This window comes from Fibrobacter sp. UBA4309 (assembly GCF_002395745.1).
GTDB lineage: Bacteria > Fibrobacterota > Fibrobacteria > Fibrobacterales > Fibrobacteraceae > Fibrobacter.
Genome location: NZ_DGUN01000075.1, coordinates 43947 through 69114, shown reverse-complemented (window position 1 = coordinate 69114; position 25168 = coordinate 43947). Strand labels below are relative to the sequence as shown.

Here is a 25168-nt window from a genome sequence, read left to right as displayed (position 1 = left end):
GGCGGGAATGAATAATTCTATCTTGTCTTTTAAAAAACAGGAGCTTTTATGTCTGTACAAGTAATGGTTAATGGTATTCCGGGCAACATGGGCCGTATCGTGGCCGAAACCTGCGTGGCCCGCGGTTTGGAACTTGTCCCGTATTCGTTGACGGGCGAGATTATCGTCGAAAACGAGGCCGAAGTGGCGGGGAAGACCATCCAGCTCTTGAAGCCGAGCAACCGTGAAGAACGCATTGGCGAAGTGCTCGCGAAGTACCCGAACGTCATTTGCATCGACTACACGCACCCGACGGCCGTGAACGACAACGCCGCTTTCTACGTGAAGCACAAGATTCCCTTCGTGATGGGCACTACCGGCGGTGACCGCGAAGCGCTTGCGAAACTCGTGGCCGACGCAAACCACCCGAGCGTCATCGCCCCGAACATGGCAAAGCAGATTGTCGCCTTCCAGAGCATGATCGAGTTCCTCGCCAAGGAATTCCCGACGGCATTCAACGGCTACAAGCTCTCCGTGGTGGAAAGCCACCAGAAGACGAAGGCCGACACGAGCGGTACGGCGAAGGCCGTGGTGGGCGACTTCCAGAAGATGGGCTTTGACTTCTCCGTCGACGACATCGAGAAGGTCCGTAACGAGAAGGAACAGATGGAACGCATGCATGTGCCCGAGGAATACCTCGGCGGTCACGCCTTCCATACCTACAGCCTCGACAGCGAAGACGGCACGGTCCATTTCGAGTTCCAGCACAACGTGTGCGGCCGCAAGATTTACGCCGAAGGCACCGTGGACGCCGTGAACTTCCTCGCCGAGCAGATTGCCGCCGGTACCGCCAAGCCCTTCAACATGATGGACGTGCTGCGTTCCGGAAAGATGCGGTGAGATTAGACGAAAGAACGCTTCACTTCGTTCGCTATAGACGATAGACGAAAGGATTTTAAAAGAATTATTTTTGAAAAGGGTGTTGTTTTGCTTTATTCAGTAAATACTTTTGATTATCCTGATTCATCTTTCGTCTTTCGTCTTTCGTCTTTCGTCAATCATCAACGTTTTTCTTTCGTCTTTCGTCTTTCGTCTTTCGTCTAAACATGCGTTCCTATATCCTCCGCCGCCTGCTCTTGATGATTCCGACGCTCATCGGGATTTCGCTGGTGTGTTTTATTCTCATCCAGCTGTTGCCGGGTGGCCCTGTGGAGGAAATGATTTCGCGCGCGCAGCAGGCCGCCGCCATGAAGGGTGGGGTGGATGCCTCGAAGGCCTTGTCGCCCGACCAGATAGCACAAATCCAGGCGTACTTCGGTTTTGACCAGCCCGCCTGGAAGCGCTACCTGACCTGGCTCTGGAACGTGCTGCACCTTGACCTCGGTTCGAGCTACACCTACGGCCTCCCGGTATGGGACGTCATCGTGAGCCGTTTCCCGATATCGCTCTTCTTCGGTATAACGTCGTTCTTCCTGAGTTACCTTGTATGTATTCCCCTCGGGCTCTGGAAGGCGGTGCATCACGGTAGCAAGCTCGATTCCTTCAGTTCGGGCTTGATTTTCTCGGGCTACGTGATGCCGGGATATGCGCTTGGCATTCTGCTCATCATCTTCCTTGCGGGCGGGTCGTACCTCGATATTTTCCCGCTGGGCGGCCTCACGAGCGATGATTTCGAGGATTTCTCGTTCTTCGGGAAAATCGTGGACCTCGGGCACCACCTGATTCTCCCGATTTTCTGTTACATGATCAGCGAATTCGCGTTCCTCACTTTCCTCATGAAGAACTCCGCGCTCGAGGAACTGGGGAAGGACTACATGCGCACTGCCTTAGCCAAAGGTATGAGCTTCAACCAGGCGCTCGTGCGCCATGCGCTCCGCAACGCGCTTATCCCGATTGCCACCCGCCTCTCCGAAATCTGCACGCTCATGTTCGCGGGCGCACTCCTTATCGAGAAGGTCTTCGACATCGACGGCATGGGGCTCCTGTACTACAACTCCATGGTGAACCGCGACTACAACGTGGTCATGGGCATCATCTTCCTGAGCAGCCTCATGGCCATGGTGGGCCGCCTCTTCAGCGATATCCTCTATACGCTCGTGGACCCGAGAATCAAGTTCTCGTAAGGAGGGAAGGGAAATGAAAAAGATTGCAGGCGGTGTCTTTTTTCTTTTGTTGCTGTCTCTTGCGTTCTTGCAGGTGGGGTGTCCGACGCCGTATGGATACTGTGGTCTTTCTATAAGCGTAGATAATCCTCTGGACGTGGATTCTTTTGTCGTGGAGATAGTGGCGGACGATTCTGTTATCGCCTCGATGGATCCTTTTGAAACGACTTATGAACATTACAAGATATGGGATGATAATTACGACGGGAAAAAATCAAGAACCATGTTTTATTTTGATGGCTTTGGAGGACCTGCGTGGGAGAACACAAAAACGCGTGAGTATAAGGTGTCTGTCAAGGTCATGTGTGAAGATGAATGGTTCCCGTATGCAGAATACAGGGCGTCCGTTTCTCGGGGGCGTGATGTTTCTATTCACTTTTACCATGAAGATTTTGGTAAGCAATTGCCTATACTCAATACGAAATGTGGTGCACGGGGCCATTATCGTTTTATTTTCAATGATTATTCGGGTTGCGATGATGGCTGGACTAATCCTTCTGTGGGCGATTTTGGCAATAATCCAGAAAAATAAAGTTTTGAGTTAACTATATTACAGAATATGAGTAACGAATCCTTGCAAATTTCTCCTGTTATCAAAGACTATCTGCTTTCTCGCGGCTATTCTGAGAATTTTACCGTTTCCTCGATTGCGGGTGCGGGCTCGGGCCGCCAGTATTTCCGCATTTCTGAAGGTTCCAAGTCGTGCGTTTTGCAGGTCTGTGCCGAAGTGAACGATGACTTTAGGCATTTTATCGAATATTCCAAGACGTTCAGGGACTACAATCTCCCGGTGCCCCGCGTGTTCGCGGTCGATGAAGGTGCCTGCCAGATTCTGCAAGAAGATCTGGGCAAGCGTTGCCTCCTCGACGAAGTGTTGCCTGTCGACCCGCAGCACCGCTCCGGCAACGAACGCATCATCTACCCGACGGTCATCGACGCCCTTGTCAAGTGGCAGGAGGCTAGCCAGTCCATATTCAGTTCCCATACGGAACTATGGATTAGGCGCTTCGATTTTGCTGCCCTCAAGTGGGAAACGGATTACTTTACCGAAAATTACCTGAAAGGCCTCAAGGGTATCAAGGAAATTCCGCAGAGCGTGCGCAATTGCTTCTCGCTCCTGGCCGTGGCTGTAGATGCTCAGCCGAAGGTGCTGATGCACCGCGACTTCCAGAGCCAGAACATCATGGTCCGCCCGAATTCCGAAATCGCCTTTGTCGATTTCCAGGGTGCCCGCCGTGGGTCCGCTTTCTACGATATCGCGAGCCTCCTGTGGGATCCGTATGTCTCCTTGCCGGTTGAAATGATTAAGGACTTCTTTGAATATTGGCGCATGCAGAACAAGCGCGTTCAGGCCTATACCAAGGAAGACGCGTGGGACAGCTTTATCCAAGCCAGCTTGCAGCGCTTGATGCAGGCTCTCGGTGCCTACTGCTTCCTCAGCAGGGTCAAGGGTATCCAGAAGTTCGAAAAATACATCGAGCCCGGTAAAAAGCAGCTTCTCGCGTTGCTCGGCGAATTCAAGAAGATTGTGAAGGCGACCGAACCCGAAGCCATCGAATTCATGGAAAAGGCGCTCTCGTAGGCGATACGGTACACATGAGTCTCGTCCCGTGTCATGTCCGCCTCTGTCCGCAGCCGGAAACGTTTGTCCGTGCGCTCGGGCTCGCGTACGACGCCCTCGTGCATGCGGGGCATCCCTTTGACGCCCTGGCGGTGTGGGGAAGCCTCAAGGAGCGCGTTGACCAGGGAATCTACATGGGGCAGGGTCTGTTGCTCCCTCATGCGAGAATCCTCGGGCTTCCGGAACCGCTCATGTCTTTTTCAGTCTGCCCTTCCGGCTTTACGGGAATCTCGCTCCGTGCTGGGGAAGTCGCCCAGTTTTTGTGCGTCTTGCTTTCTCCTGCGGAATCGGCAACCGCGCATACGGTCGCTATTGCCGGTGTCGCGAAGAACCTGCTTGATGAAGACTGGAAAAAGAAAGCCCTCGCCGCAACGAGCGAGGACGAACTGAAAGCGCTGTTCTAGTTTGGCGTTTCTCTAAATTACCACTGTAGACTGCCTGTTGCCGTCGCGCGGAATCCTTCGTAATCGCCAAAGAACCTCGTGTACCCGGTGCGGAAGTTCATCCAGTGCCACGGGGTAATTTCGATGGTGGCGCCGAGTTCCTTGTATTCGAACGTTGTTTTCTTGTTCAGGAATTTCTTGTCGGTGGGGTCGTCCGGACCGTGGATATCCCAGAGATTTCCGCCGAAGGCGGTGTCCTTGGCGACGTTGCCTGCTAACAACGTTGTCTTTAGTATGCCGAGGGTAAAGCTGGCTTCGGTATGGATTTCCTGGCTGTTGGCCCCGAGATCGCTGCCGAGACTTTGCGCGTAGTTCCCGTAGGTGTATCCGCCGCCCTTGTGGTGCGTGTATACCCACGGTTCAATGCGTGTATATTCCACAAGCCAGTCCATCAGGAACGCTCCAATCCTAATGCTGTCGCGTGCGATGCCGACCGTAGTGGCCCACTTGTTGCCCCACCAGCTGTCATCGAACATGGAGGTGGGCGATTTCATATCGTCCCAAAGGAGTTCTCCGTAGAATTCCCAGTACGGAATCGTCTTTACGCTCAGGTCGAATGCCAGAGAGATATTGTCCTGGTCCCCTTGCAGGTGTTCCTGGAATACGTAGGGAATGAACGGGATGACGTATGCCCATTCGAATTCACGGCCGGAGCTGTCGGCGTCTTCGTTGGGGTTTGTCCCGGCGGCTTCTGTCGTTGTGCCGTATATGGATGTTTCCGAAAGGCCGAGCGTAATCTGCTTGGGCAGCCGGAGGTCCAGCCTGTGGGCGTGCATGTATTTGCCGGTGTTTTTCTTTTCGAAAATCTTGGCCGCGTATTGCGTGTAGGTGACAGGGCCGATTTCGAACTGGTAGCCGAAATAAGGCGTGGGTGCCGGATCGAAGATACGGCTGCTGGAATCTTGCCACGGGCGGAAATAGCTCTTTTCTCCACGCAAGATGACGTGGTTACGGCGAGCCGGTCCCCATTCCAGGTAATCGAATCCGGCCATGAGCTTGACCGGTTCCAGCTGGTAGGCGATGCTTGCGGTAAACAGGTCCCAGGTACGCTTGTTTTCGCTTTGCTTGTTGAAGGGGATTCCTTCAATCGGGGTGTAATAGTTGAAGGCGATGTCCCTATTCGTGTAGTCCGTGCTGACCTTGACTCTCGAATTGAACCAGAGTTTCTGGGTGAAGTGCCCGTCGAGGAACAGACGGATGGACATGGAATTGTCGTAATGGGTGGGCGCATTTTTCAAGTTGGTCATGGCTACGGAGTCCACGAGCTGCCCGCGGATGTTGACCTCGTAATCCTTTTCAACGTTGGCAAAGGAGAGGTGATTCGCTTTCGGGTCGCCGCTGTTAAAGGCTAACGCCCCGGTGACGACCATCAGGATAAACAGGACTGGGATTGCAAAATATTCTTTCATCATGCTTTACCGAGAAAACGTGTGGCGAACGGGATGCCGACGGCTCCGAAAAGGGCGTGTACCATATGACCGCAAATGCCGTGTACATGCGGATTGATGGAACTTGAATTGGCGAGCAACCAGGGAATCCAGCCCGGCAGGAAATTGCTGCGAAAACGGACTTCCATGTAGTCGATGTACTTTGTCAGGAATGTCTGTTGGCTCCCGGAGAGCTTTGCGTATTGCTTCGATGCCTTGACTGCCTTGGCCCATTGGAGGTTCGTCCTCAGCTTTTCGCTCCAGGAATGCTTGCCGGCTTGTCCGATGGCGTTGTTTCCGTGGATGCGGTACTGGACGACAGCCTCGTCGATGGCCCTGTAACCGTTTCGCAGCGAGGCGCACAGCGTAATCCACTGGTCGTGTACGGGGACGCTCGAGGGTATCGGGAGGATATCCTGCAAAAGCCTAGCCTTGAACATCGTGAGACAGCCGGTAACGTTCGTGAAACCGGTCAGCTGCGACTCGATTCCGAGCGTCGGGAGCAGCTGCTCGGCCTTGCGCCAGGATTGGGCGGTGATGTTGCCGTTCCCGTCGATAATTTGGGCATCTCCGTAAGCCATGTCCGGTGCCGAGACTCCTTCGGACAATACCTTTTCGAGAATCTCGATCTTGCGGGGAAGCCAGATGTCGTCCTGGTCGGCAAGGGCTATCAGGTCTTCGTCCTGGAGGTTCCGGGAAGCGATCTCCAGGCATTTGGCAAAGGCCTTGCGGTGTCCGGTGTTTTGCGGCAGGGCTGTAATTTGGAGCGGAAGCTTCTTTTCGTATTCGCGGAGAATGCTTAAAGTGGAATCGCTTGAACCGTCGTCTAAGACGATGATTTCGTCGGGAGCCTTCGTCTGGGCAATCAGCGAATCGAGCATCTGGGGAAGATACTTTTCTCCGTTGTAGGTGGCCAGGACTATGCAGACTTTAGGCATGTCGTATCCGTTTGCTTAGAAGCCTACGCGAAGACCGATTCGGTGTTCTTGCCCGAGCCCCTGTGCCAAATAAGAAAACGAGTAGTCCAGCGAGAAAAGGCTGCTGGAATAGCCAAGGCCGGCGCTGAGCATGCGGGCCTCGTTGGATTCGCTGGGTCTGCTCTCCGAAGAGGCGAGTTCCTTGAAGTCGCGGATAAGGTCGATCCAGGAACGCGTAAAACCGGCGCGTATGGAAAAGTAGCTGCCTAGGGCGTATTCGGCACCGAGGTTCATGTTGGCTTCGGCGAACCTGGGGAAGTCGCTATCGGCATAAAGCGTGAGGCGGCGGACGCTCTTGGGGCGGAAGTACCCGGCAAGGGCGAATGTTTGCGACATGGGGTAGTGCTTGTCCTCGTCGTCGTCCACGTAGTCGCGCAGGATGCAACCCATGTCGCGTGCGATGAGCGAAAATCCGAAAAGCTTGCTGGCGGCCTGCCATGCGACGCCCCAGTCAAAGGCCAGGCCGAACGCGGTACGGTCTCCCGTTTCTTCGGCGAGTTTGTCGCTGGCGAACTTGAGCGTGAAACCGAATTGGAAATGCTTCAGCGGGAAAGCCGCCGTGGCTGTGACCAGCTGGCTGAACGGCTCGTAGTCCACGCCCGTTTCTTCGCCGAATTCGTCGTAGCCATCGATGGTACCGTAATCGAGCCAGTTGTAGCTGATCTGGTAAATGAACTTATCGAACTGCGTCGTGTAAGAGATGGTTCCCTGGTTTTCGGCGAACTCTCCGGTTTGCCAATGCATCGACGCCATGCGGGTGTTCCCGTCCGGAAGTCTCAGTGCGGCGGGGTTCAATTGCGTAATGGAAGGATCGGTGCTCGGATTTGCCGCGGCAGATTTTTCGAGTGCGGCGTTTCGAGGGCTGTCAAAAGTTCGCATAAAAGAGAAGACTTCTTGACCCGCGTCACCGCGATCAAAATACGCAAGAGCAGTTGCCGGAACAAGCATTGCAACTGTTAGGAGGGCTGAAAAAATCCCTGACAATTTCATATTGTATAATTTATAAAAAGAAAGACAAAAAAATGCCCCAAGCCTTTACAAAAGGGCAAAAGTTTCATATATTTGTGTCGCTCGGGCTACTAGCTCAGTTGGTAGAGCAACGCCCTTTTAAGGCGTGGGTCGAAGGTTCGAGCCCTTCGTAGCTCAGTGAAAGACCGGTTCCGATTTGTCGGAGCCGGTTTTTTATTTTACTGACCGGCATCTTGCGTGCTGCGCTAAATTCTATCTTTACGCCGTATGGATACCTTGCAGGAATTTATTCAGGACTCTTTGCCCGGTACGCTATCTGCGTTTGCGAATGTCGGGAAAGAATCTCTCCACGTATGCGGAGCATCGATACCCATGGCGTCGATGATGGTCGCCGGGAGGTTTCTCGATGTCCCCGAAAATATCCTGGTGGTGTCAAAGGATTACAAGAGTGCCGAAATCTGGATGGAAAACCTCCAGGGCCTTGTCGGCGAAGAGAACGTCCTTTTTTACCCGTCCATCGGGTTGAAACCTTATGAACAGAAGGTCCCTTTCGAAGGGGTTCTCGAGGAACGTCTCAAGTTTTTTGATCTCGTCGATAAGAAGGACACGGTAAGGATTGTCGTCTGCCCCCTGGACGCGTTGCTGATAAAGCTCCCTGCACCGGGAACCGTCCAAAAGGAATTCCGCAAGATCAAGGTGGGGGATGTTTTCGACCCGGCGTCGCTTAGACCGTGGCTCCTGGACCATGGCTTCAACGAACAGCCCCTGGTCAGCGCTGTCGGCGAATTCTCTATCCGCGGTTGCATTGTCGACATAAACTGCTTCCTGTTCCCGCATCCTATCCGTATCGAGTTCTATGGCGACGAGGTCGAATCCATACGCACGTTCGACATCTTTACGCAGCGCTCCATCGATAAGATGGACCGGGTGAGCATTTACCCGATGGGCGAGTTTACTTTGCCGGGCGAGGTCTTGACCAAGTTCGGTTCCGACCTTTCGGGAATCTGGTGGAATCGTGCGGACTACCAGTCCCTGGGATATAGCCTTCTGGACTATCTGCCGGGTTGTTCGCTTGTGTTCGAGGAACTTTCCGGGCTTTCGGAAATGGCTTCCAGGCTGTACCAGGGATATGGCGAAGTTTACGACGAAATCAAGGGTTCCGCTGCTGCCGTGGCTTCGCCGGATAAGCTCTGGTGGAACTTCGGCGAACTTTCCAGAAATTTCCCGGGGCGGTCCTGCCTGGACATGACCCGCGTGAGCGCCGATTCGAGTTCCTGGATCAACGTAGACCTGAAACCGCAGGACTTTTCTAGCACCGGCACGGAAGCTGTCGCAAGGCAAATCGAGGACTTTACCGCCGCCGGTGGCCGCGTGTATGTCGTTGCCCCTACGCCGGGAGCCTTGACGCGGTTGCGCCATGTTTTCGAGTACCTCCAAATCGAGGATTACTTTGTCGGCAATCTCACGGAAGGATTCTGGCTCAACGACGAAAAAATCGCCTTCCTTACCGAAACGAGAATATTCAATCGCCATGCCAATAAGCACCGTAAGCGCCAGATTGCGGGTTCCGTAGCGAGCGCGCTCATGGTGGAATCGCTCTCCCGCGGCGATTTCGTGGCCCACGAGGATCACGGCGTCGGCCGTTATCTGGGTTTGGTTCGTGTCGAAGTCAACGGCGGCATGGTGGACTGCGCTCTCCTGGAATATGCGGGCGGCGACCGCCTGAAATTTCCCGTTTCCGACTTGAGGAAGATTGACCGTCTCAATCCTTCCGAAGACAAGATTCCTGTCCTGGACAAGCTCGGAAGCAAGAACTGGGAAAATCTCAAGAAGCGCGTCAAGAAGAAGGTCGTCCAGATTGCCCGCGAGCTCGTGGAACTCTACGCCAAGCGCGAACTGATAGAGGGCTTCGGCTTTCCGCCCAATCCCAAGATGCAGAAGGAGTTTGACGATGCGTTCGAATACGAGCCGACTCCCGACCAGATCAAGGCTACGACCGATATCATGCGCGACATGGAAGCGCGGCGACCGATGGACCGCCTTGTCTGTGGCGATGTCGGGTTCGGAAAGACCGAAGTCGCCATGCGAGCCGCCTTCAAGTGCGTCTGTGCCAAGAAACAGGTGGCCATCCTGGTGCCGACAACTATCCTTGCAGCACAGCATTTCGAGAATTTCAAGGAACGCTTCGCCTCATTCCCGGTAAGAATCGCCCTGGTGAACCGTTACAGGAGTCCGAAGGAAAAGAAGGAAATTTTCAAGCAGCTTGCCGAAGGCTCTATCGACATTGTCGTCGGTACGCACGCCTTGCTCAGCGAGAAGAACCAGTTCAAGGACTTGGGACTGCTCATCATCGACGAAGAACAGAAATTCGGTGTAAAGCAGAAGGAAAAACTCCGTGAGTTCCGCTTGGCTGTCGATACGATCAGCATGAGCGCTACGCCGATCCCGAGGTCCCTGCAGCTGAGCATGACCGGCGTCCGCGATATCTCCCTCATCAATACGGCGCCGATGAACCGTCTGCCCGTAGAGACGAAACTCATGAAACGCGACGACGTCGTGCTTACGGCTGCGATAGAAGACGAACTTTCGCGCGGAGGGCAGGTCTTTATCGTGAATGACCGTGTCCAGAGCATCAACATGCTTGCCGAAGACGTGGAACGCTGGGTCCCGAACGCCCGCGTGGCCGTCGCCCATGGCCAAATGGAAGATCGCGAACTGGAACGCGTGATGAACGCCTTCTTGAGCAAGGAATTTGACATCCTGGTGAGTACGAGCATTATCGAGTCGGGTCTGGACGTCCCGAACGCGAATACCATAATCATCATGAACGCGCATCATTTTGGCATAAGCCAGCTTTACCAGATGCGCGGGCGTGTTGGCCGTAGCGATGTTTTGGCGAAGGCATTCCTCGTGATTCCTCCGCATAACGAGATTTCGGCAGAATCGATGCGCCGTCTCAAGGCGCTGGAACAGTATACCGACCTCGGTAGCGGTTATCAGCTTGCCATGCGCGACCTAGATATCCGCGGCGCGGGGAACCTGCTGGGCGAAGAACAGCACGGATTTATTGCCGAAGTCGGTTTCGAGACCTACATAAGGATGGTCCGCGAGGCCGTGGAACAGCTGCGCGGGGCGCCTTCGGACAAGCCTATCCAGCCGCGAGTCGAAATCGGCGTAGACGCTTACCTGCCCGAAGATTACATCCAGGACGGCCTTACCCGCATATCGCTGTACCAGAGGATTGCTCGCATCGCATCTACCGCCGAGGTGGAGAGCATCTTGCAGGAACTCGAGGACCGTTTCGGCGAAGTCCCGTCGCCGGCGAAAATGCTGATGAAAGTCTCCGAAATTGGGCTCTTGGCCGGGCGGATGCGCGTCCAGGGGTTGCAGCAGCGTAAAGGTATACTTGCGGTTACATTTAGCGAATATCCGCCCCCGGACCCGAGGGAACTCCTGGGAATGTGCCCGGCGTCGCCGTATCCGATGCGCCTTTTGAATGTAACTCCGGTTCAGGCCGTAATCGAGCTTGGCACGAGCGATCCCGAGATGGTCGCCGAAAGAACCCTGGAATGTTTTAGGGCGTTCTCGAAGTAGTCGGTTTTTGCTATTTTGTATCTGCAAGTTTTAATAAAGGAAGCCTAAAGATGAAATCAAAAATTATTGTATTCGGTGCCTGTGCTCTTGCCTTGATTGCCTGCAATAACCAACAGTCCAAGACAGAGGCGGCTATTTCCGCAAATAGTACTGATGACCAGAAATTTGCCTATATGCTCGGTACGCAGTTCGGGACCCAGAATTTCTCGATACTTCCGCGCCAGGTGGGTGAGCATATCAATCAGGATTTCGTTATTCAGGCTATTCGCGACAACATCAAGTCTTCCAAGGATTCGACTTTCAAGGTCCAGATTCCCGTGGACTCGCTCAATGTGATTGCCAACCGTTACAATATGAAGGTCCGCGCCCGTTTGGGCAAGGCCCAGCCGGATAGCGCCGCTGTTGCCGCTATTGGCGGCGACCAGGCCAAGTTCCGCGCCTATGTCGACTCCGTCTTGAAGGCGTTCCCGATGGAACCGGAAGCTCCTGTTACGAACCAGCCGGTCGTCTTGGGTGAAAATCCGACCGAAAACCAGAAGTTCTCTTACCTCTTGGGTATGCAGTTCAGCAACCAGCTGATGAATATCGGCGCCCAGTTCCAGACCGAATTCGATCATGAATACTTTATTCTCGGTGTCAAGGATGCCGCGGCCAAGGTCCGTGATTCCAGCTTCGTGATGCCGCTGCCCGAAGATTCCCTCAAGGCTGTGGGCGAACGCTACAACGAGAAGATGAAGGTCCTCCGCGAAGAGGCTATGAAGAAGGCCCAGGAAGAAGAAGCCAAGCTCAAGGAAGCCGTTGCCGGTCTCCGTGGCGACACGCTCCCGAACGGCATGCCCGTGAAGATTAATTTCAAGGTGAAGGTGACCGGTATTTCTACGAAGGACGAAAACCTTGAAGCCTATGCCGGCAAGCCGCTCCTCATCTCTTACTTCTCCGCCACTTGCGGTCATTGCGCCCATGCCGCACCGCAGGTTGTGGAAATGGCCAAGGAATTCGTGCCGAAGGGCCTGACCGCCATTACCGTGTTCAGCGGTGGCAACAACAAGTCCGGTATCCGCAAGTTCACCGACAACGCCGGTTACGACGACAACGAGAAGGTCGTGTGGGATGAATCCCGCCAGTTCGGTGAACTCTACAGCGACGGTTACGTTCCCAAGATTTACCTCGTGAATCCGGACGGCACCTACAAGCAGTACGCCGCCTTCGAGAAGGAAAAGGAAGACCTCAAGAAGGAAATCGCTGAACTCCTCGACGGCAAGAACGTGGAATGGAAGGTTGAACCGCCGGCTCCGGCACAGGTTGATACGCTCAAGCCTGCCGCTGCCGCTCCGGCACCTGCACCGGCTCCTGCTCCTGCAGCGAAGTAATTTGCGGATTGTCATCTGTAGTTTCACAATATGATGTCGTCGTCGTCGGTGGCGGTCATGCCGGCATCGAGGCGACGCACGCCGCTTGGAAGCTCGGCGTTAAGACAGCCATGCTCACGATGGATATAAACGCCATCGGGCGTATGAGCTGTAATCCGGCCGTAGGCGGGGTGGCCAAGGGCCAGATTGTGCGTGACATCGACGCGCTCGGTGGCCTGATGGGGCTCTTGACCGACAAGGCGGGCATCCAGTTCCGCATGCTCAACATGAGCAAGGGACCCGCCGTGTGGGGGCCGCGCGCCCAGTGCGACATGAAGTATTACAGCGAGGTGGCGCGTGACGTCGTCACGAATCTTCCCGGACTCTCTGTAATCCAGGGGGAACTTGCCGCGTTCGAACGCATGGCGGACGGACGCCTGGAACTTACGCTCCTGAACGGCGAACGCTATGTGACACGCTCTCTCGTGATTACGAGCGGTACCTTCCTTGCCTCCAAGATGTTCACCGGACTTGAAACGAGTATCGGTGGGCGAGTGGGCGAGCCGAGTGCCGACAAGCTTTCGGAAAGCCTCGCGAAGCATGGAATCGCCTTGCGCCGCCTCAAGACGGGGACGCCCAGCAGGCTCGATCCCGATTCCATCGACTTCGGCGAATGCGAGGTGCAGCGTGGCGACGAGATTGCTTGGCCCATGAGCGACCGCCATCTGGCAGAAACCGTCCCTGGCCGGGGAGCCGACTTTTTCTGGGGAGACCCGACGAACGGGTTCGTCCGCAACGATTGCGTGTGCTGGATTACGCGTACGAACATCAAGACGCACGAGATACTGCGGAGCGGATTCAAGGATAGTCCCATGTTCAGCGGTCGCATCCACGGCAAGGGACCGCGCTACTGTCCGAGCATCGAGGACAAGATCAACCGCTTTGGCGACCGCGACGGCCATCAGCTTTTCCTGGAACCGGAACAGGCGGACATCGGCCGCGTGTACATCAACGGGTTCAGCTCGAGCCTGCCTGCCGACATCCAGCTCGCCGCCATCCACACGATTCCGGGACTTACCCGCGCCCGAGTGCTGCAGATAGGCTACGCGGTGGAGTACGATTCGGTTGACGCCACACAGCTCTACCCGACGTTCGAATGCAAGAAGGTCCCGGGACTCTATTTCGCGGGTCAGGTCTGTGGTACGAGCGGCTACGAGGAGGCTGCGGGCCAGGGACTCCTGGCGGGCATCAACGCGGCTCTCAAAATAAAGGGGGAGGGCCCCTTTATTTTAGGTCGTTCCGACAGTTACCTGGGGGTAATGGCGGACGACCTGTCGAACATCCTGCTCGACGAGCCTTACAGGATGTTCACGAGCCGCGCCGAATACAGACTGTTCCTGCGCAGCGACAACGCCGAAATGCGCCTCAAGGAACGTGCGCATGACATTGGCATGATTTCGGACAGCGACTATGATGACTGGATGCGCCGCCGCGCCTTGATGGAATCTGCCCGCACCCGCATGGTGGAGGAATCCGCCACGCCAGAACAGGCGAACGAGATTCTCGCTCCGGGGGGGCAGGCGCTTGCGACCGAACGCACCCGCTGGATGAACGTGTTCCGCCGCCCAGGCATCAATCCCGAGGCGTTCTTCAAGGTGGCCCTGCCCGATATGCAGCTCACCCGTCGCGACCAGTGGTACATGTACGCCCAGGAACTCTATGCCGGATTCTTCGACCGCCAGGAACGGGAAATTGTGGAGCAGAAGAAGATGGAGTCCGTGCGCCTGCCCGAAGACTTTGACTACATGCAGGTGACCGCCATCAGTATCGAGAGCCGCCAGCGCCTCAATGCCCACAAGCCCCTTACGCTTGGCCAGGCGAGCCGCATACCGGGCGTTCGCCCCGCTGATATCACAGTCCTTGCGCATTGGCTGGAGAACAGAACCGGGCCGACTTGATATTTTTGCCAAAAATTACTATCTTTGGGCGCGTCTATTAATCATTTTCCAAGAGGTATATTATGGCAGAAGAAACAGAAGTCAAATCCACAGAAGAAGTCAAGCCTCAGGAACCGAAATCTACAGAAAAATCCCAAGAAAAGAAGGCCCCGGCCAAGAAAAAGCGTCCGTTGAACGCCAAGCGCAAGGGTAGCGCCCCTGCAGCCAAGAAGCCGGCCGTCTTCAGTGATTCCCTGGAAGAACGTTTCCCCGCACTCGCCGCAAAACTCAAGAAGTCTATTGAGGACGGCATCAAGCAGAAGATCAAGGAAGCCCAGAACGACCCGAAGGTCAAGGCCGCTTCCAAGAAATTCGCTGCTGAAAAGTAAAGCTGCTTATACTTCTGAATTTGAAAACGTCCCACGTGAGTGGGGCGTTTTCTGTTGTAAATTTCTAGATTTGTGCCTATGATTAGCATTACCAAGCTTTTGATGGATTCCCCGAATTACGGCGACCAACTGCGTTACGAACCTAAGGCGCATGAATGCAAGAATGGCGTGGCGCCGGGCCGCGGCCCCGTGGTGGTGTGGAACTGCACCAAGACTTGCAATTTGAGTTGCGTACACTGCTATGCCCGTTCCGAGGCTATCAAGTACCAGAACGAATTGACCCACGAAGAGGGAATCGCCCTCATTGACCAGTTGGCCGATTTCAAGGTGCCGGTAATCCTCTTCAGCGGTGGCGAGCCCTTGCTTCGCCCCGATTTTTTTGAACTTGCGAACTATGCGGCCTCCAAGGGCATCCGCCCGACCATCAGCACGAACGGAACTTGCATTACGCCTGACGTGGCCCAGAAACTCAAGGACATGGGCGTAGGCTACGTGGGCATCAGCCTGGATGGCTGCGAGACGACGCACGACAAGTTCCGCGGCAAGGAGGGCGCCTACAGGCTTGCTCTCCGCGGCATCCGCAACTGCGTGGCGACGGGCCAGAAGGTGGGACTCCGCTTTACGATTACGCGCTACAACGTGCAGGACCTGAACGCGATTTTCGACTTGCTCGAAAGCGAGAATATTGACCGCGTGTGCTTCTATCACTTGGTCTATAGCGGTCGCGGTTCCGCGATGGTCGAGAACGACCTGAACCATGAAGAAAGCCGCAAGGCGATGGACTTGATTATCGACCGCACGCTCGACTTCAAGAAACGCGGCATCGACAAGGAAATCCTGACCGTCGACAACCATGCCGACGCCGTCTACCTGTACTTGCGCATGAAGCGCGAAGACCCTGCCCGTGCGGCTAAGGTGCTGGAACTTATCCAGCGTAACGGCGGTAACCGCAGCGGCATGGCGTTCGGCAACATCGACAGCATCGGTAACGTTCACCCCGACCAGTTCACGCAGTACATCACGCTCGGCAACGTGCGCGAGAAGAGTTTTGGCGAAATCTGGAGCGACGAATCGAACCCGATCATGGCGGGCCTCAAGAACAGGAAGCCGATTTTGAAGGGACGCTGCCCCAAGTGCGCCTACCTGAACCTGTGCAACGGCAACTTCCGTACCCGCGCCGAGGCGGTGACCGGCGACTTCTGGGAACAGGACCCGGCATGTTATTTGACGGACGCGGAGATTAATGGATAATTGATAATGGATGATGGATGATGTGAAATTATCAATTATCAATCATCAATTATCAATCAGTTTTTCACTTCTCACTTCACATTGAATATGACTGCGCTTGAACAGCATCTTCTCTCTGTCATCCAGGACGCCTTCCCGCTGGAGGAGCGCCCGTACAAGGTGCTTGCGGATATGTTCGGCGCGCAGGGCGAGGCCGTCACGGAACAGGCAGTCTTTGAGGCAGTCGAGAATCTTCGTAATTCCGGTATTATCCGCAGGCTCGGGGGAATTTATGATTCTGCCCGTCTCGGCTTTATCTCGAGGCTTTGTGCGGGCAAGGTAGCCGACATTGACAAGTTTACCGCCGCGGTGAACGCGGTTCCGGCTATCACGCATAACTACGTGCGCTCCCATGAATATAACGTGTGGTTTACCGTCATTGCCGAATCCGAAGACGAAATCCGCGCGGTGATTGACAAACTCTGTGCAGAAACGGACTTGCACGATGTACACGTCCTTTCGGTGACAAAGAAGTTCAAGATCGATACGGTAATGAGGAGCGCTGGCGCGCCAGTAGACAGTGGGCAGCTGGCAGTACGCAGGGAGAATGCAGTTGGACCGCGTGCAGAACTTTCTTCAGCAGACAAGGTTCGAATCCGCACCGCCTGTGGCGATATTCCGCACACGCTCACGCCTTACGCCGACTGGGGCGTTTCTGTCGAAGAACTCCGTGGCGATATTGCGGGCGGCCTTATGCGCCGTTTCGGGGCTGTTCTCAGGCACCAGGAGGCGGGCTTTGCCTACAACGCGATGGTCTGCTTCGATGTAGTAGACAGTCGGAACTCGGAAGCAGGAAGTGGCGCCGTCCTCGCTAAAAATCCTCACGTGTCGCATTGCTACGAGCGGCCTGCGTTCGAAGGCTTTCCGTACACGCTCTATGCCATGATGCATGCGCAGTCGGCCGCCGAACTTGAAAAGTACATCGAGGAAGCCGCGCTTTCCATCGGCAATCCCGATTACGCTGTTCTCCATTCCGTGCGCGAACTCAAGAAGACGAGTTTCGTGTTCTTTGCCTAGAAAGATTTCTAGTTCCAAGCCTGTAGATAGATTCCGATACGATGCCCGGTCTCGAAGCCGAATAGGGTTCCCTTGTGGATTTCGTAGTTGAGGCCGATACCGAGGGGGAGGCCGAATACGTTGAAATACCGCGAGGCGTCAAAACCGATTTTCATGCCGCGGTACTTGTCCTTCATCTTGCTGTAGGGTTTCGCGAGGTTCCTGTTTTCGGATTCCTCGAATCGGACCTGGTAAAGGAACGCCTCCGAAAGACGCCATCCCGTGTGGAGCGAATCGTTCCAGCCGAGCTGCCATACGAACGAGGCCTTGAATCCTATTTCATCCCCGGGCTTGTAATGGTTGTCCTCGATGAACGAGTTGTATCGCAATGAAGTTCCGACAAGCAGGTCCCGGGAAACGCGTAAAATCGTGAACGGCTCCATGTTCATGCGGTGAAAGCGGTTCAGCTGCGAACCTTCGCCAGGCGGAATGCGCCAGTTGAAATTCAGCCCGAAGTTCGGGAGGAAAAAGAATTTTGCGCCGACATAGCTTTCGTTGAAACCGTTTACGTGCAGGTTGCAGTAGTTGTGGATGTAACCCTCGGTAGAGTATTCGTAGCTATAGCTCAAGAAACGGTAGGCGACATCGGTATAGACGCTGAACGCCCTGAAGGGGGCATATTCCGCCGATACGGTCATGTCGCTGCTGTATATGTCGTCGTCAAGTTCTATGGTTCCCAGGACCTGGAAACGCGTGGCGGGAATCTCGACAGGGCGTAACAATTCCGTACCCCATGCTACAAGGGGACTCAGGGCAATCACTATCCACGGCGCTATTCTCATGTCGTTGTAAATATACGTTTTTCTGTTGAAGTATTTTATTATATTCAGGTTGGTTTATATGAGAGTTTATCTGTCAAGATTCCTATTCCTTATGCCCTTGCTTTTGTGGGGCTGTTTTTGGGAATCTCCTGAAAGCGATCCGGACTACCTGATGCTGGATGATTCCAGGTATCCGTATGCGGGCCTCCCGCGAGTCGTCATCGAGACGGAGGATTTCAGGGAATTGCGCGACAGGGAAACGGAATTCCAGGCGTATTTCCAGATATACGGCGATACGGTTCCCGAGACGGGGGTGCTGGACTTGACTGTGCGTGGCCGCGGCAACTCCAGTTTCAAGATGCCCAAGTACGGTATGAAGCTCGAATTCAATGACAAGGTTTCGCTGCTGGGAATGCCCAAGAACCGCGACTGGGCGCTGATAGCGAACTATGGCGACAAGACGCACTTGCGCAATTACATGATGACGCGCCTTTCGGAATGGCTTGGCGCAAAGTATACTCCCCGCATGCAATTTGTGGAACTCTACCTGAACCGCAAGTACATGGGACTCTACCTGCTTGCCGAAACGGTCAAGGTCGGCAAGAACCGCGTGAACGTCGCGGAAAATGATTCTTCTTTCTTGTTTGAAAGGGAAGGGGAGAAAAAATTGGACGAGCCGAATATCACGACCGAGATGAACAATTCGTTCCATATCAAGTTCCCGAAAAACCTGTCGGAATCATCCAAGGCCATGTTGCTGGACCACCTGAACGAAGTGGAGTCGTTCCTGGGTTCTGTCAAGCAGGACAAGGAAAACCATGTGGAAGAATGGGTGGATCTGGACGATTACCTGCTCTATTACTGGGTTCAAGAATTTTCGAAGAACGAGGATGGCAACTTTTCCCGTAGTATCTTCATGACATGGGAGAAGGGCGGTACCATACACTTTGGCCCGCTATGGGATTTTGACCTTGCCTTTGGAAACGCCTCGTACGAAGAAAATCAGGCTCCTGACGACTGGTATATCCGCAGGGGTCGCTGGAATCGTTACCTTTTCAGGGATAGGGCGGTCAAGGAGCGTGCCCGTCAATTCTGGGAAGACCACCGCCACCAATTTAAGGCGCTTATCGACAGCATTCCCGTGTACCGGCAAATCATCGAGAGAGCTGTTGATAACGAGTATAGGCGCTGGCCCGTGCTCCAGAATACCGAGAACTGGGCGCTCAAGGATCCGTACTATACCTATGACGAAGCGGTAGATTCCATGAAAACGTGGATGGAAAGGCGATATAATTGGATTGACGAACGTTATTAATAATAGATTTGTTATAAAGGAGGGCTATATGCGCAAAATCTATTGTTTGGTTATTGCGGCAATTTTGGGTGCCGGCTGTACAGATTCCTCGGATGGAAGCAGCAGTTCTATTACTGAGGTGGGTGATGCTTCCACGAATAGTTCTGTGGTTGATCTTTCTTCGAATAATCTTTCTTCGAATAGTCTTTCTTCTTCAACCGAGTCTTCGGCAAGTATTTCTTCTTCATCGGTGCAGGAATCGTCGTCTTCTTACAGAAGGTGGATTACGAATCATCTTCTAGATGAATTGATAGACTTCGATGTCCCTGTTTGTATACAATTTTTATGGGCTGCGTATGCTCACGATACGGTTGTTGTCGGGTGCAATAATGATATTCCGGAGGAATCTCGATATTGGTTCCCGGTAGATGACAATGCTGACGGAGGAAAATCTAAAGTGATTTTCCATGACGGCATGGAATACACAAAAGAAAACTATGTATCGATTATTGAAACCTGTGAGGGTTTCTGTGCAGACTTTGTTCTGGATCAGGATACTTTGCCATATAAACCCTATGTCGGTGCGGCGTTCTATGTCGCTGGAACCGATGCTGATGGGCAACCTATTCTTGCTGATGTTTCTAGGGCAGGTGGGATTTGTATTACGTACACGAGTACGGCCTCAGCGGTCCTTGAACTTGGTTTCAATGATGAAATTGATGAAGCTATCGGTTACGATTACCCGTATGTTTCCCTTCCGAAGAGTGAAACTGCTCAAGAAGTTTGCACTTCGTGGGCAGGCTTCAAACAGGCCGGTTGGGGCAAGGCCAAGGTCACGGGTGACGATGCGTCTTTAAATCTTTCGACAATCCGGTTCAAGATTCAACAGGCGGATAGTACGACTGGCTCGTTTAACGTAATTGCCGTCAGTGGCCTCCCCTGTTGTGCCGACCCGCCACATTGATTTTTTCTATCTTTGAGCCATGCGCAAGATTTACATGGCCGGCATGAGCCACAAGGTGGCCGAAATTGCAATCCGCGAGAAGTTCTACATCCCGATGGATGTGAAGACGGATGCGCTCGGCCATTCGCCGTTTGACGAACTCCTGATTCTTGCGACATGCAATCGCACCGAGGTCTACGTGGCCTCCGACCGCGAAATCGGCGAGGCGGAACTCGTGCGTTACGTATGTGGGCTGGCCCATCAGGAGTATGACGATTTCGCGAAGTTCTTCTATTTCAAGTCGGGCGAAGACGTGGTTCACCATGTGATGAACGTTTGCGCCGGGCTCGATTCCGTGGCGGTGGGCGAGGATCAGATTCTGCACCAGATGGGGCGCGCTTACGAGACGGCGCACCAGCTGCACGCTACGGGCAACAGCCTCAACAAGCTGTTCCAGGGGGCGATACACACCACCAAGCGCATCAAGACGGAAACGAACCTGAGCAAGCTCAGCTGCAATATCCCGTTCCTCGCGATGAAGCAGGTGCAGAAGACGTTCGACGACCTGGAAAACCGCACGGTCTATATCGTGGGCTTGGGCGAGATGGGCTCGCTGATGCTCAAGTACGTGCAGGAGAATACGACGAAGATTTTTGCGAGCAGCAGGACGTTCGCCAATGCCGAAAAGTATGCGGACGTGCTTACTCCCGTTCGGCTGGAAGACCGCTACAAGGTGCTTGGCAAGTGCGACGTGGTCATCCTGTGCAGCATCTGCCAGGAACCGCTTATTACTAAGGATGAATTTGAAAAGGCTGTGGCTGAGTGTCATTCTGAGCGTAGTGCGAAGCACGAAGTCGAAGAATCCAGGCGTCTCATAATCGACCTCGGCAGCCCGCGCAATGCGGAATCGAGTATCGGGGAATTGCCCGGCGTGCAGTACGTTTGCGTCGATGACCTTGAAAAGATTGTCTCGGAAAACCGCCGCCTGCGCATGGTAGAACTCGAGGCTGCGCAGAAAATCTTGAAGGAAGGCATCGACGAGTTTTTGCAGTGGTACGGCATGGACGATATCGCGAAGGATATCCGCGTGATTGCCGACAGGATGGTCGCGACGGCGAACGAGGAATCCGAAAAGCTTTTGCGTTCGATGCCCGGCTTGCCCGAAGCGGACCGTGAGCGCATTGCCATGATGTACGAGCGGTTCGCCAAAAAGATGGCAAACGATTACCTGTACAAGGTGAAGGCGGAAAATCCGCCCGAAGACGTGAAAGTTTTCCTCAAGTGTCTGGAGGGTGGCCATGTCTAGCGTGCTCCGGATTGCGACTCGCAAGAGCGCCCTTGCCGTGGCGCAAACGAAGTTGGTCGCCGACGCCCTCGTGTCGGCTAATCCGGGCCTTGCCTACGAGCTCGTCACCATGACGACCGAGGGCGACCGAAGGCTCGACAAGTCCCTGGCGAGCTTCGGCGGCAAGGGCGTGTTCATCAAGGAACTCGAAGTCGCGCTGCTTGAAGGCCGCGCCGATATCGCGGTTCATAGCCTCAAGGACATGCCGGCCGAAGTCTTGCCGGAATTCAAACTTGCCGCGGTCATGCGCCGCGAAGACCCGCGCGATGCGTTTATTGCCCGCGGAGGAGCATCTGGCATCAAGTTCATGGATTTGCCCGCCGGGGCCCGTGTTGGCACTGGCAGCATCCGCCGTGTGGTACAGCTCAAGGCCTTGCGTTCTGATATCGAGTACGTGCCAATCCGCGGGAACATCCAGACGCGCCTCTCCAAGCTCGAGGAACTCGATGGCGTTGTGCTTGCTGCAGCCGGCCTCAAGCGCATGGGTCTTGCCGACCAGGTGACGGAATATTTCGATACGGACAAGGTTTTGCCCGCCTCCGGCCAGGGCATCTTGGCGATAGAGACACTGGCTGATAATGCGCAGGTCGCAAAACGTCATCCTGAGGAGTGTAGCGACGAAGGATCCAGTCCTGCTGAAAACCTCTCTCGTTTAAACGATGCTCCGACTTATTGCATTGCCGTGGCCGAAATGGCTTTTTTGAAGGCGCTCAATGCGGGCTGCCAGTTCCCGGTGGCGAGTTTTGCTGAATTTGCGAATGATTCGCAAATTCAAAATGGTACGCAAACAATGAAAATCCGCGGAATCTACTGGGACGAAGGGAGCCAGCGCCTGTTGCGTGCGGAGCACCTTTGCCCGGTTGGAACGGTCGAAGCGGCGCGTGAAGCGGGAATCGCACTCGCGGGCAAGATTCGCGAACAGCTATAATGAAGGTCTACGGATGAGCGGTTTTGGAAAAGTCTATCTAATCGGTGCGGGTCCTGGTGACCCGGGGCTCCTGACGCTCCGCGGCAAGGAAATCATTGAGAAGGCCGACGTGGTGGTCTATGACCGTCTCGTTTCGCCCGCGATTCTCGGATTCTGCAATCCGAAAGCCAAGATGGTCGATGTGGGCAAGATGCCGACGCACCACAAGGTCAAACAGTCCGAAATCAACAAGCTGTTGGTGCAGTTCGCCGGTGAATTTCCCGGTGGCGTGATCGCTCGTCTCAAGGGTGGCGACCCGTTCGTGTTCGGGCGCGGTGGCGAAGAAGCCTTGGAGCTTGTTGCTGCCGGCGTAGAATTCGAGGTCGTTCCTGGCATTACCTCTGCAATCTCGGTGCCGGCTTACGCGGGTATTCCTGTAAGTCACCGCGGCATCGCAACGAGCTTCCATATCATCACGGGTCACGAGAAAGTTGATGAAAGAGTGTGTCATCCTGAGTCGAAGGCGAAGGATCCAGGTCAGAATCTTTCTCTCGATTTCGATGCCCTCGCGCATTGCCCCGGTACGCTCATCTTCTTGATGGGCATTGCCAACATGGACTTTATTGCCAAGCGCCTCATGGATTGCGGCAAGGACCCGAAAACGCCTCTCGCCTTTATCGAGAAGGGGACGACCCCGTACCAGCGTACCGTCATGGCGACGCTAGAAACGGCAGCGGAGACCCTCGTACGCGAGAACGTGACCGCCCCTGCGATAACGATCATGGGTGGCGTCGTAGAGCTGGGCAAGTCTCTCGCCTGGAAAAAGAATCTTCCGCTTTCGGGCAAGCGCCTCGTGGTGACGCGCGCCGCCAAGCAGGCCAGCGGGATTTCCGCGCGCCTCACGGCCCTCGGTGCCGAGGTCATCGAAACTCCGATGATCGAGACGAAAACGCTTGATTGCCCTCTGATTGCTTGTCATCCTGAGTCGAAGACGAAGGATCCAGACCAGAATTGTTTTGCCGATTTCAATTCCCTTGTAAACTTCGATATCCTCGCCTTTACAAGCACAAACGGTGTAGAAAGTTTCTTCAGGCAATTGCTCGCCTCCGGCCGCGATATCCGCGAACTTGCGGGCAAGAATATCGCGAGCGTGGGGAAGATTACCGAGAAAAAGTTGCTGGAATATGGTATCCGCTGCGACTACGTGCCCGAAGACCACACCGGCGAAGGATTAGGTCGTTTGTTACGAGATGTGGTTAACAAGGAGGAACGTGTCATCCTGAGCGGAGAGCGTAGCTCGGAGTCGAAGGATCTCATTGAATCCCGCATTCTCCTCCTGCAGGGCAATCTCGCTGACGATACCCTGCTCAAGCTGCTCCCGCAGGCGACCCGCTGGGTGGTCTACGAGACGCTCCCGGTGGCTGAACTCCCCGAATGGAAGCGCGAAGCCGTCGAGAGTGCCGATGCAATCGTCTTCGCGAGTACCAGCGCCGTCGAAAACTTCTGCAGTGTCATCCTGAGCGGAGAGCGTAGCTCGGAGTCGAAGGATCTTAATAGAGAATCTTTGACTACGCCTGCTTCTTGTTCTCCCCGTCTCGCATTCTGCATTGGCCGCATGACTGAATCTGCTGCCCGCAAGCATGGCTTTGAAACCGTCACCTCCGACGAGACGACGATGGATTCCCTCGTAAAAAAGATTGTGGAGCATTACAAAAAAGAATCCTAATCCCACACTCCACATTCCACACCTCACACTCCACATTGTATGAAAGCTATCCTGATTATTGCGCATCATTGCATTCTTCCCGGTGCCTACAAGGGCTTCGAGACCATCCTCGACCGCCTTCATCACGATATGCCGGGTACGCGCGTGGCGAGTACGAGCTTGCTGGATCTGGAAAATGACCTGCGCACGCTCCTGCGCGAAGATGTGGAGTCGGTGACGCTCCTGCCGTTCCTCCTGTTGAACGGCCAGCATGCAAAAAATGACGTTCCTCGCGTCGTGGCGAAGTTGCAGTCTGAATTCCCGCAGATTCCGATTACGCTTTTGCCCTGTCTTGGCGATTGGAACGAATTTGCCGATATGGTCGTGAACGGCATCTGCAATGCCCAAACTGATCTTTCTCAAAGCGCCTCTGGCGCGACCCCATACCCCAAAGCTCCGCAGGAGCGTGCCCATAGCTCGAACCTCTTCTCCATCGAACTCAATCTCGAAGGTCGTAACGTTCTTGTGGTAGGCGGTGGCCGCATTGCCCTCCGCAAGGTGAAGACGTTGCTCCCGACTGGCGCACACATAACCGTTGTCGCCCCGCAAATCGACCCGGAATTTGAGAACTTCTCCTCAAAGGGCGAAGCCCGACCTCATACCTCACACCTCATAACCCTAAAAAACCGCCCTTACGAGCCGCTAGACCTCCGTGGCATTTTCATGGTCTTCATCTGTACCGACCAGCCGGCAGTCAATGCGCAAGTTTCAAACGATGCCCGTGCCCGCCGCATCTTGGTGAACAATGCCTGTGACTATTTGGACGGGGACTTTATCGTGCCTGCCCGTATGGATTTTGGCGAAAATATCGCGGTGACCGTCTCCACGCAGGGGAGGACCCCTTCGCTTGCGAAGAAACTCAAGCAAAAAATCCTGGAAGACTGGGGTGAAAGCCTGGCGCAAGTCGAACGCGATTTTTTAAATTAAGCAACAATCATTCCACATCTCAAATTCCTCATT

General features: G+C 54.5%; 21 protein-coding genes and 1 tRNA gene. 18 read left to right on the top strand and 4 right to left on the bottom strand.

The features are described 5' to 3' along the window. Positions 1-48 precede the first annotated feature (48 nt). The 5 genes from dapB (at position 49) to B3M32_RS11015 (ending at position 4166) form a co-directional block, all read left to right on the top strand. Positions 49-879 carry a dihydrodipicolinate reductase gene (gene dapB / locus B3M32_RS11035; RefSeq protein WP_290746783.1) on the top strand — a complete coding sequence of 277 codons (831 nt, stop codon included), beginning with the start codon at positions 49-51 and terminating at the stop codon, positions 877-879. 206 nt (positions 880-1085) lie between these two features. Continuing rightward, complete coding sequence (locus B3M32_RS11030) at positions 1086-2102, top strand: ABC transporter permease subunit (protein WP_290746780.1); 1017 nt, start codon at positions 1086-1088, stop codon at positions 2100-2102. A gap of 13 nt (positions 2103-2115) precedes the next feature. Next, on the top strand, positions 2116-2673 hold the full coding sequence (locus tag B3M32_RS11025) for a hypothetical protein (RefSeq protein ID WP_290746777.1): 558 nt from the start codon (positions 2116-2118) through the stop codon (positions 2671-2673). Between the two features lie 27 nt (positions 2674-2700). Then, positions 2701-3723 (top strand): aminoglycoside phosphotransferase family protein, encoded by a 1023-nt coding sequence (locus tag B3M32_RS11020; protein ID WP_290746773.1) that lies wholly within the window; start codon positions 2701-2703, stop codon positions 3721-3723. A gap of 14 nt (positions 3724-3737) precedes the next feature. Then, complete coding sequence (locus B3M32_RS11015) at positions 3738-4166, top strand: PTS sugar transporter subunit IIA (RefSeq protein ID WP_290746770.1); 429 nt, start codon at positions 3738-3740, stop codon at positions 4164-4166. A 17-nt stretch (positions 4167-4183) separates the two neighbouring features. Here the strand turns inward: B3M32_RS11015 and B3M32_RS11010 are convergent, their stop codons facing one another. The 3 genes from B3M32_RS11010 to B3M32_RS11000 are packed head-to-tail and all read right to left on the bottom strand — an operon-like array spanning position 4184 to position 7488. Further along, on the bottom strand, positions 4184-5617 hold the full coding sequence (locus tag B3M32_RS11010) for a capsule assembly Wzi family protein (protein ID WP_290746767.1): 1434 nt from the start codon (positions 5615-5617) through the stop codon (positions 4184-4186). Continuing rightward, entirely contained in the window at positions 5614-6570 is a 957-nt protein-coding gene (locus B3M32_RS11005; protein WP_290746763.1) for a glycosyltransferase, read from the bottom strand. The genes B3M32_RS11010 and B3M32_RS11005 overlap by 4 nt, the downstream gene beginning before the upstream one ends. A gap of 15 nt (positions 6571-6585) precedes the next feature. After that, entirely contained in the window at positions 6586-7488 is a 903-nt protein-coding gene (locus B3M32_RS11000) for a hypothetical protein (RefSeq protein WP_290746761.1), read from the bottom strand. A 194-nt stretch (positions 7489-7682) separates the two neighbouring features. Between B3M32_RS11000 and B3M32_RS10995 the strand changes: the two genes are divergently transcribed. The 7 genes from B3M32_RS10995 to B3M32_RS10965 all read left to right on the top strand — a co-directional run bounded on the left by B3M32_RS10995 (position 7683) and on the right by B3M32_RS10965 (position 17154). Beyond that, positions 7683-7755 (top strand) — tRNA-Lys (locus tag B3M32_RS10995). A 90-nt stretch (positions 7756-7845) separates the two neighbouring features. Further along, entirely contained in the window at positions 7846-11172 is a 3327-nt protein-coding gene (gene mfd, locus B3M32_RS10990; protein WP_290746758.1) for a transcription-repair coupling factor, read from the top strand. A gap of 50 nt (positions 11173-11222) precedes the next feature. Next, positions 11223-12542, top strand: coding sequence for an FKBP-type peptidyl-prolyl cis-trans isomerase N-terminal domain-containing protein (locus B3M32_RS10985; RefSeq protein WP_290746755.1), 1320 nt, complete (start codon positions 11223-11225; stop codon positions 12540-12542). Between the two features lie 8 nt (positions 12543-12550). After that, entirely contained in the window at positions 12551-14479 is a 1929-nt protein-coding gene (mnmG, locus tag B3M32_RS10980) for a tRNA uridine-5-carboxymethylaminomethyl(34) synthesis enzyme MnmG (RefSeq protein ID WP_290746752.1), read from the top strand. Positions 14480-14541: 62 nt separating this feature from the next. Next, complete coding sequence (locus B3M32_RS10975) at positions 14542-14847, top strand: hypothetical protein (RefSeq protein ID WP_290746749.1); 306 nt, start codon at positions 14542-14544, stop codon at positions 14845-14847. A 78-nt stretch (positions 14848-14925) separates the two neighbouring features. Further along, positions 14926-16098, top strand: a complete 1173-nt coding sequence (gene nirJ1 / locus B3M32_RS10970) for a putative heme d1 biosynthesis radical SAM protein NirJ1 (protein WP_290746746.1) — start codon at positions 14926-14928, stop codon at positions 16096-16098. 87 nt (positions 16099-16185) lie between these two features. Then, a complete protein-coding gene (locus B3M32_RS10965) occupies positions 16186-17154 on the top strand; it encodes an Lrp/AsnC family transcriptional regulator (RefSeq protein WP_290746743.1) in 969 nt (322 codons plus the stop codon). An 8-nt stretch (positions 17155-17162) separates the two neighbouring features. On the opposite strand, the gene B3M32_RS10960 is transcribed toward B3M32_RS10965, so the two are convergent. After that, a complete protein-coding gene (locus B3M32_RS10960; RefSeq protein ID WP_290746740.1) occupies positions 17163-17975 on the bottom strand; it encodes a hypothetical protein in 813 nt (270 codons plus the stop codon). 58 nt (positions 17976-18033) lie between these two features. Here B3M32_RS10960 and B3M32_RS10955 point away from each other — a divergent pair, with 58 nt between their 5' ends. Genes B3M32_RS10955 through B3M32_RS10930 form a run of 6 tightly spaced genes read left to right on the top strand, consistent with a single transcriptional unit; the run spans position 18034 to position 25135 of the window. Beyond that, positions 18034-19269, top strand: a complete 1236-nt coding sequence (locus B3M32_RS10955) for a CotH kinase family protein (RefSeq protein WP_290746737.1) — start codon at positions 18034-18036, stop codon at positions 19267-19269. Positions 19270-19297: 28 nt separating this feature from the next. Further along, positions 19298-20212 (top strand): hypothetical protein, encoded by a 915-nt coding sequence (locus tag B3M32_RS10950; RefSeq protein ID WP_290746734.1) that lies wholly within the window; start codon positions 19298-19300, stop codon positions 20210-20212. A gap of 19 nt (positions 20213-20231) precedes the next feature. After that, positions 20232-21497 (top strand): glutamyl-tRNA reductase, encoded by a 1266-nt coding sequence (gene hemA / locus B3M32_RS10945; RefSeq protein WP_290746732.1) that lies wholly within the window; start codon positions 20232-20234, stop codon positions 21495-21497. After that, positions 21490-22464: a hydroxymethylbilane synthase gene (gene hemC / locus B3M32_RS10940; RefSeq protein ID WP_290746729.1), complete on the top strand. Its 975-nt coding sequence runs from the start codon at positions 21490-21492 to the stop codon at positions 22462-22464. Before hemA ends, hemC begins: the two co-directional genes overlap by 8 nt. Positions 22465-22477: 13 nt before the next feature. After that, complete coding sequence (gene cobA / locus B3M32_RS10935; RefSeq protein ID WP_290746726.1) at positions 22478-24169, top strand: uroporphyrinogen-III C-methyltransferase; 1692 nt, start codon at positions 22478-22480, stop codon at positions 24167-24169. 39 nt (positions 24170-24208) lie between these two features. Continuing rightward, positions 24209-25135, top strand: a complete 927-nt coding sequence (locus B3M32_RS10930; RefSeq protein ID WP_290746723.1) for an NAD(P)-dependent oxidoreductase — start codon at positions 24209-24211, stop codon at positions 25133-25135. Positions 25136-25168 lie beyond the last annotated feature (33 nt).

What these genes read in the sequence shown, in the direction of transcription:
- B3M32_RS11025 (WP_290746777.1), top strand. Translation starts at nt 2,116, where the DNA reads ATGAAAAAGATTGCAGGCGGTGTCTTTTTTCTTTTGTTGCTGTCTCTT.
- B3M32_RS11005 (WP_290746763.1), bottom strand. Translation starts at nt 6,570, where the DNA reads ATGCCTAAAGTCTGCATAGTCCTGGCCACCTACAACGGAGAAAAGTAT.
- hemA (WP_290746732.1), top strand. Translation starts at nt 20,232, where the DNA reads ATGCGCAAGATTTACATGGCCGGCATGAGCCACAAGGTGGCCGAAATT.
- B3M32_RS10975 (WP_290746749.1), top strand. Translation starts at nt 14,542, where the DNA reads ATGGCAGAAGAAACAGAAGTCAAATCCACAGAAGAAGTCAAGCCTCAG.
- B3M32_RS11015 (WP_290746770.1), top strand. Translation starts at nt 3,738, where the DNA reads ATGAGTCTCGTCCCGTGTCATGTCCGCCTCTGTCCGCAGCCGGAAACG.
- B3M32_RS11010 (WP_290746767.1), bottom strand. Translation starts at nt 5,617, where the DNA reads ATGATGAAAGAATATTTTGCAATCCCAGTCCTGTTTATCCTGATGGTC.
- B3M32_RS10955 (WP_290746737.1), top strand. Translation starts at nt 18,034, where the DNA reads ATGAGAGTTTATCTGTCAAGATTCCTATTCCTTATGCCCTTGCTTTTG.
- B3M32_RS10950 (WP_290746734.1), top strand. Translation starts at nt 19,298, where the DNA reads ATGCGCAAAATCTATTGTTTGGTTATTGCGGCAATTTTGGGTGCCGGC.
- mfd (WP_290746758.1), top strand. Translation starts at nt 7,846, where the DNA reads ATGGATACCTTGCAGGAATTTATTCAGGACTCTTTGCCCGGTACGCTA.
- B3M32_RS10960 (WP_290746740.1), bottom strand. Translation starts at nt 17,975, where the DNA reads ATGAGAATAGCGCCGTGGATAGTGATTGCCCTGAGTCCCCTTGTAGCA.
- dapB (WP_290746783.1), top strand. Translation starts at nt 49, where the DNA reads ATGTCTGTACAAGTAATGGTTAATGGTATTCCGGGCAACATGGGCCGT.
- nirJ1 (WP_290746746.1), top strand. Translation starts at nt 14,926, where the DNA reads ATGATTAGCATTACCAAGCTTTTGATGGATTCCCCGAATTACGGCGAC.
- B3M32_RS11000 (WP_290746761.1), bottom strand. Translation starts at nt 7,488, where the DNA reads ATGCGAACTTTTGACAGCCCTCGAAACGCCGCACTCGAAAAATCTGCC.
- B3M32_RS10985 (WP_290746755.1), top strand. Translation starts at nt 11,223, where the DNA reads ATGAAATCAAAAATTATTGTATTCGGTGCCTGTGCTCTTGCCTTGATT.
- hemC (WP_290746729.1), top strand. Translation starts at nt 21,490, where the DNA reads ATGTCTAGCGTGCTCCGGATTGCGACTCGCAAGAGCGCCCTTGCCGTG.
- B3M32_RS10930 (WP_290746723.1), top strand. Translation starts at nt 24,209, where the DNA reads ATGAAAGCTATCCTGATTATTGCGCATCATTGCATTCTTCCCGGTGCC.
- B3M32_RS11030 (WP_290746780.1), top strand. Translation starts at nt 1,086, where the DNA reads ATGCGTTCCTATATCCTCCGCCGCCTGCTCTTGATGATTCCGACGCTC.
- cobA (WP_290746726.1), top strand. Translation starts at nt 22,478, where the DNA reads ATGAGCGGTTTTGGAAAAGTCTATCTAATCGGTGCGGGTCCTGGTGAC.
- B3M32_RS10965 (WP_290746743.1), top strand. Translation starts at nt 16,186, where the DNA reads ATGACTGCGCTTGAACAGCATCTTCTCTCTGTCATCCAGGACGCCTTC.
- B3M32_RS11020 (WP_290746773.1), top strand. Translation starts at nt 2,701, where the DNA reads ATGAGTAACGAATCCTTGCAAATTTCTCCTGTTATCAAAGACTATCTG.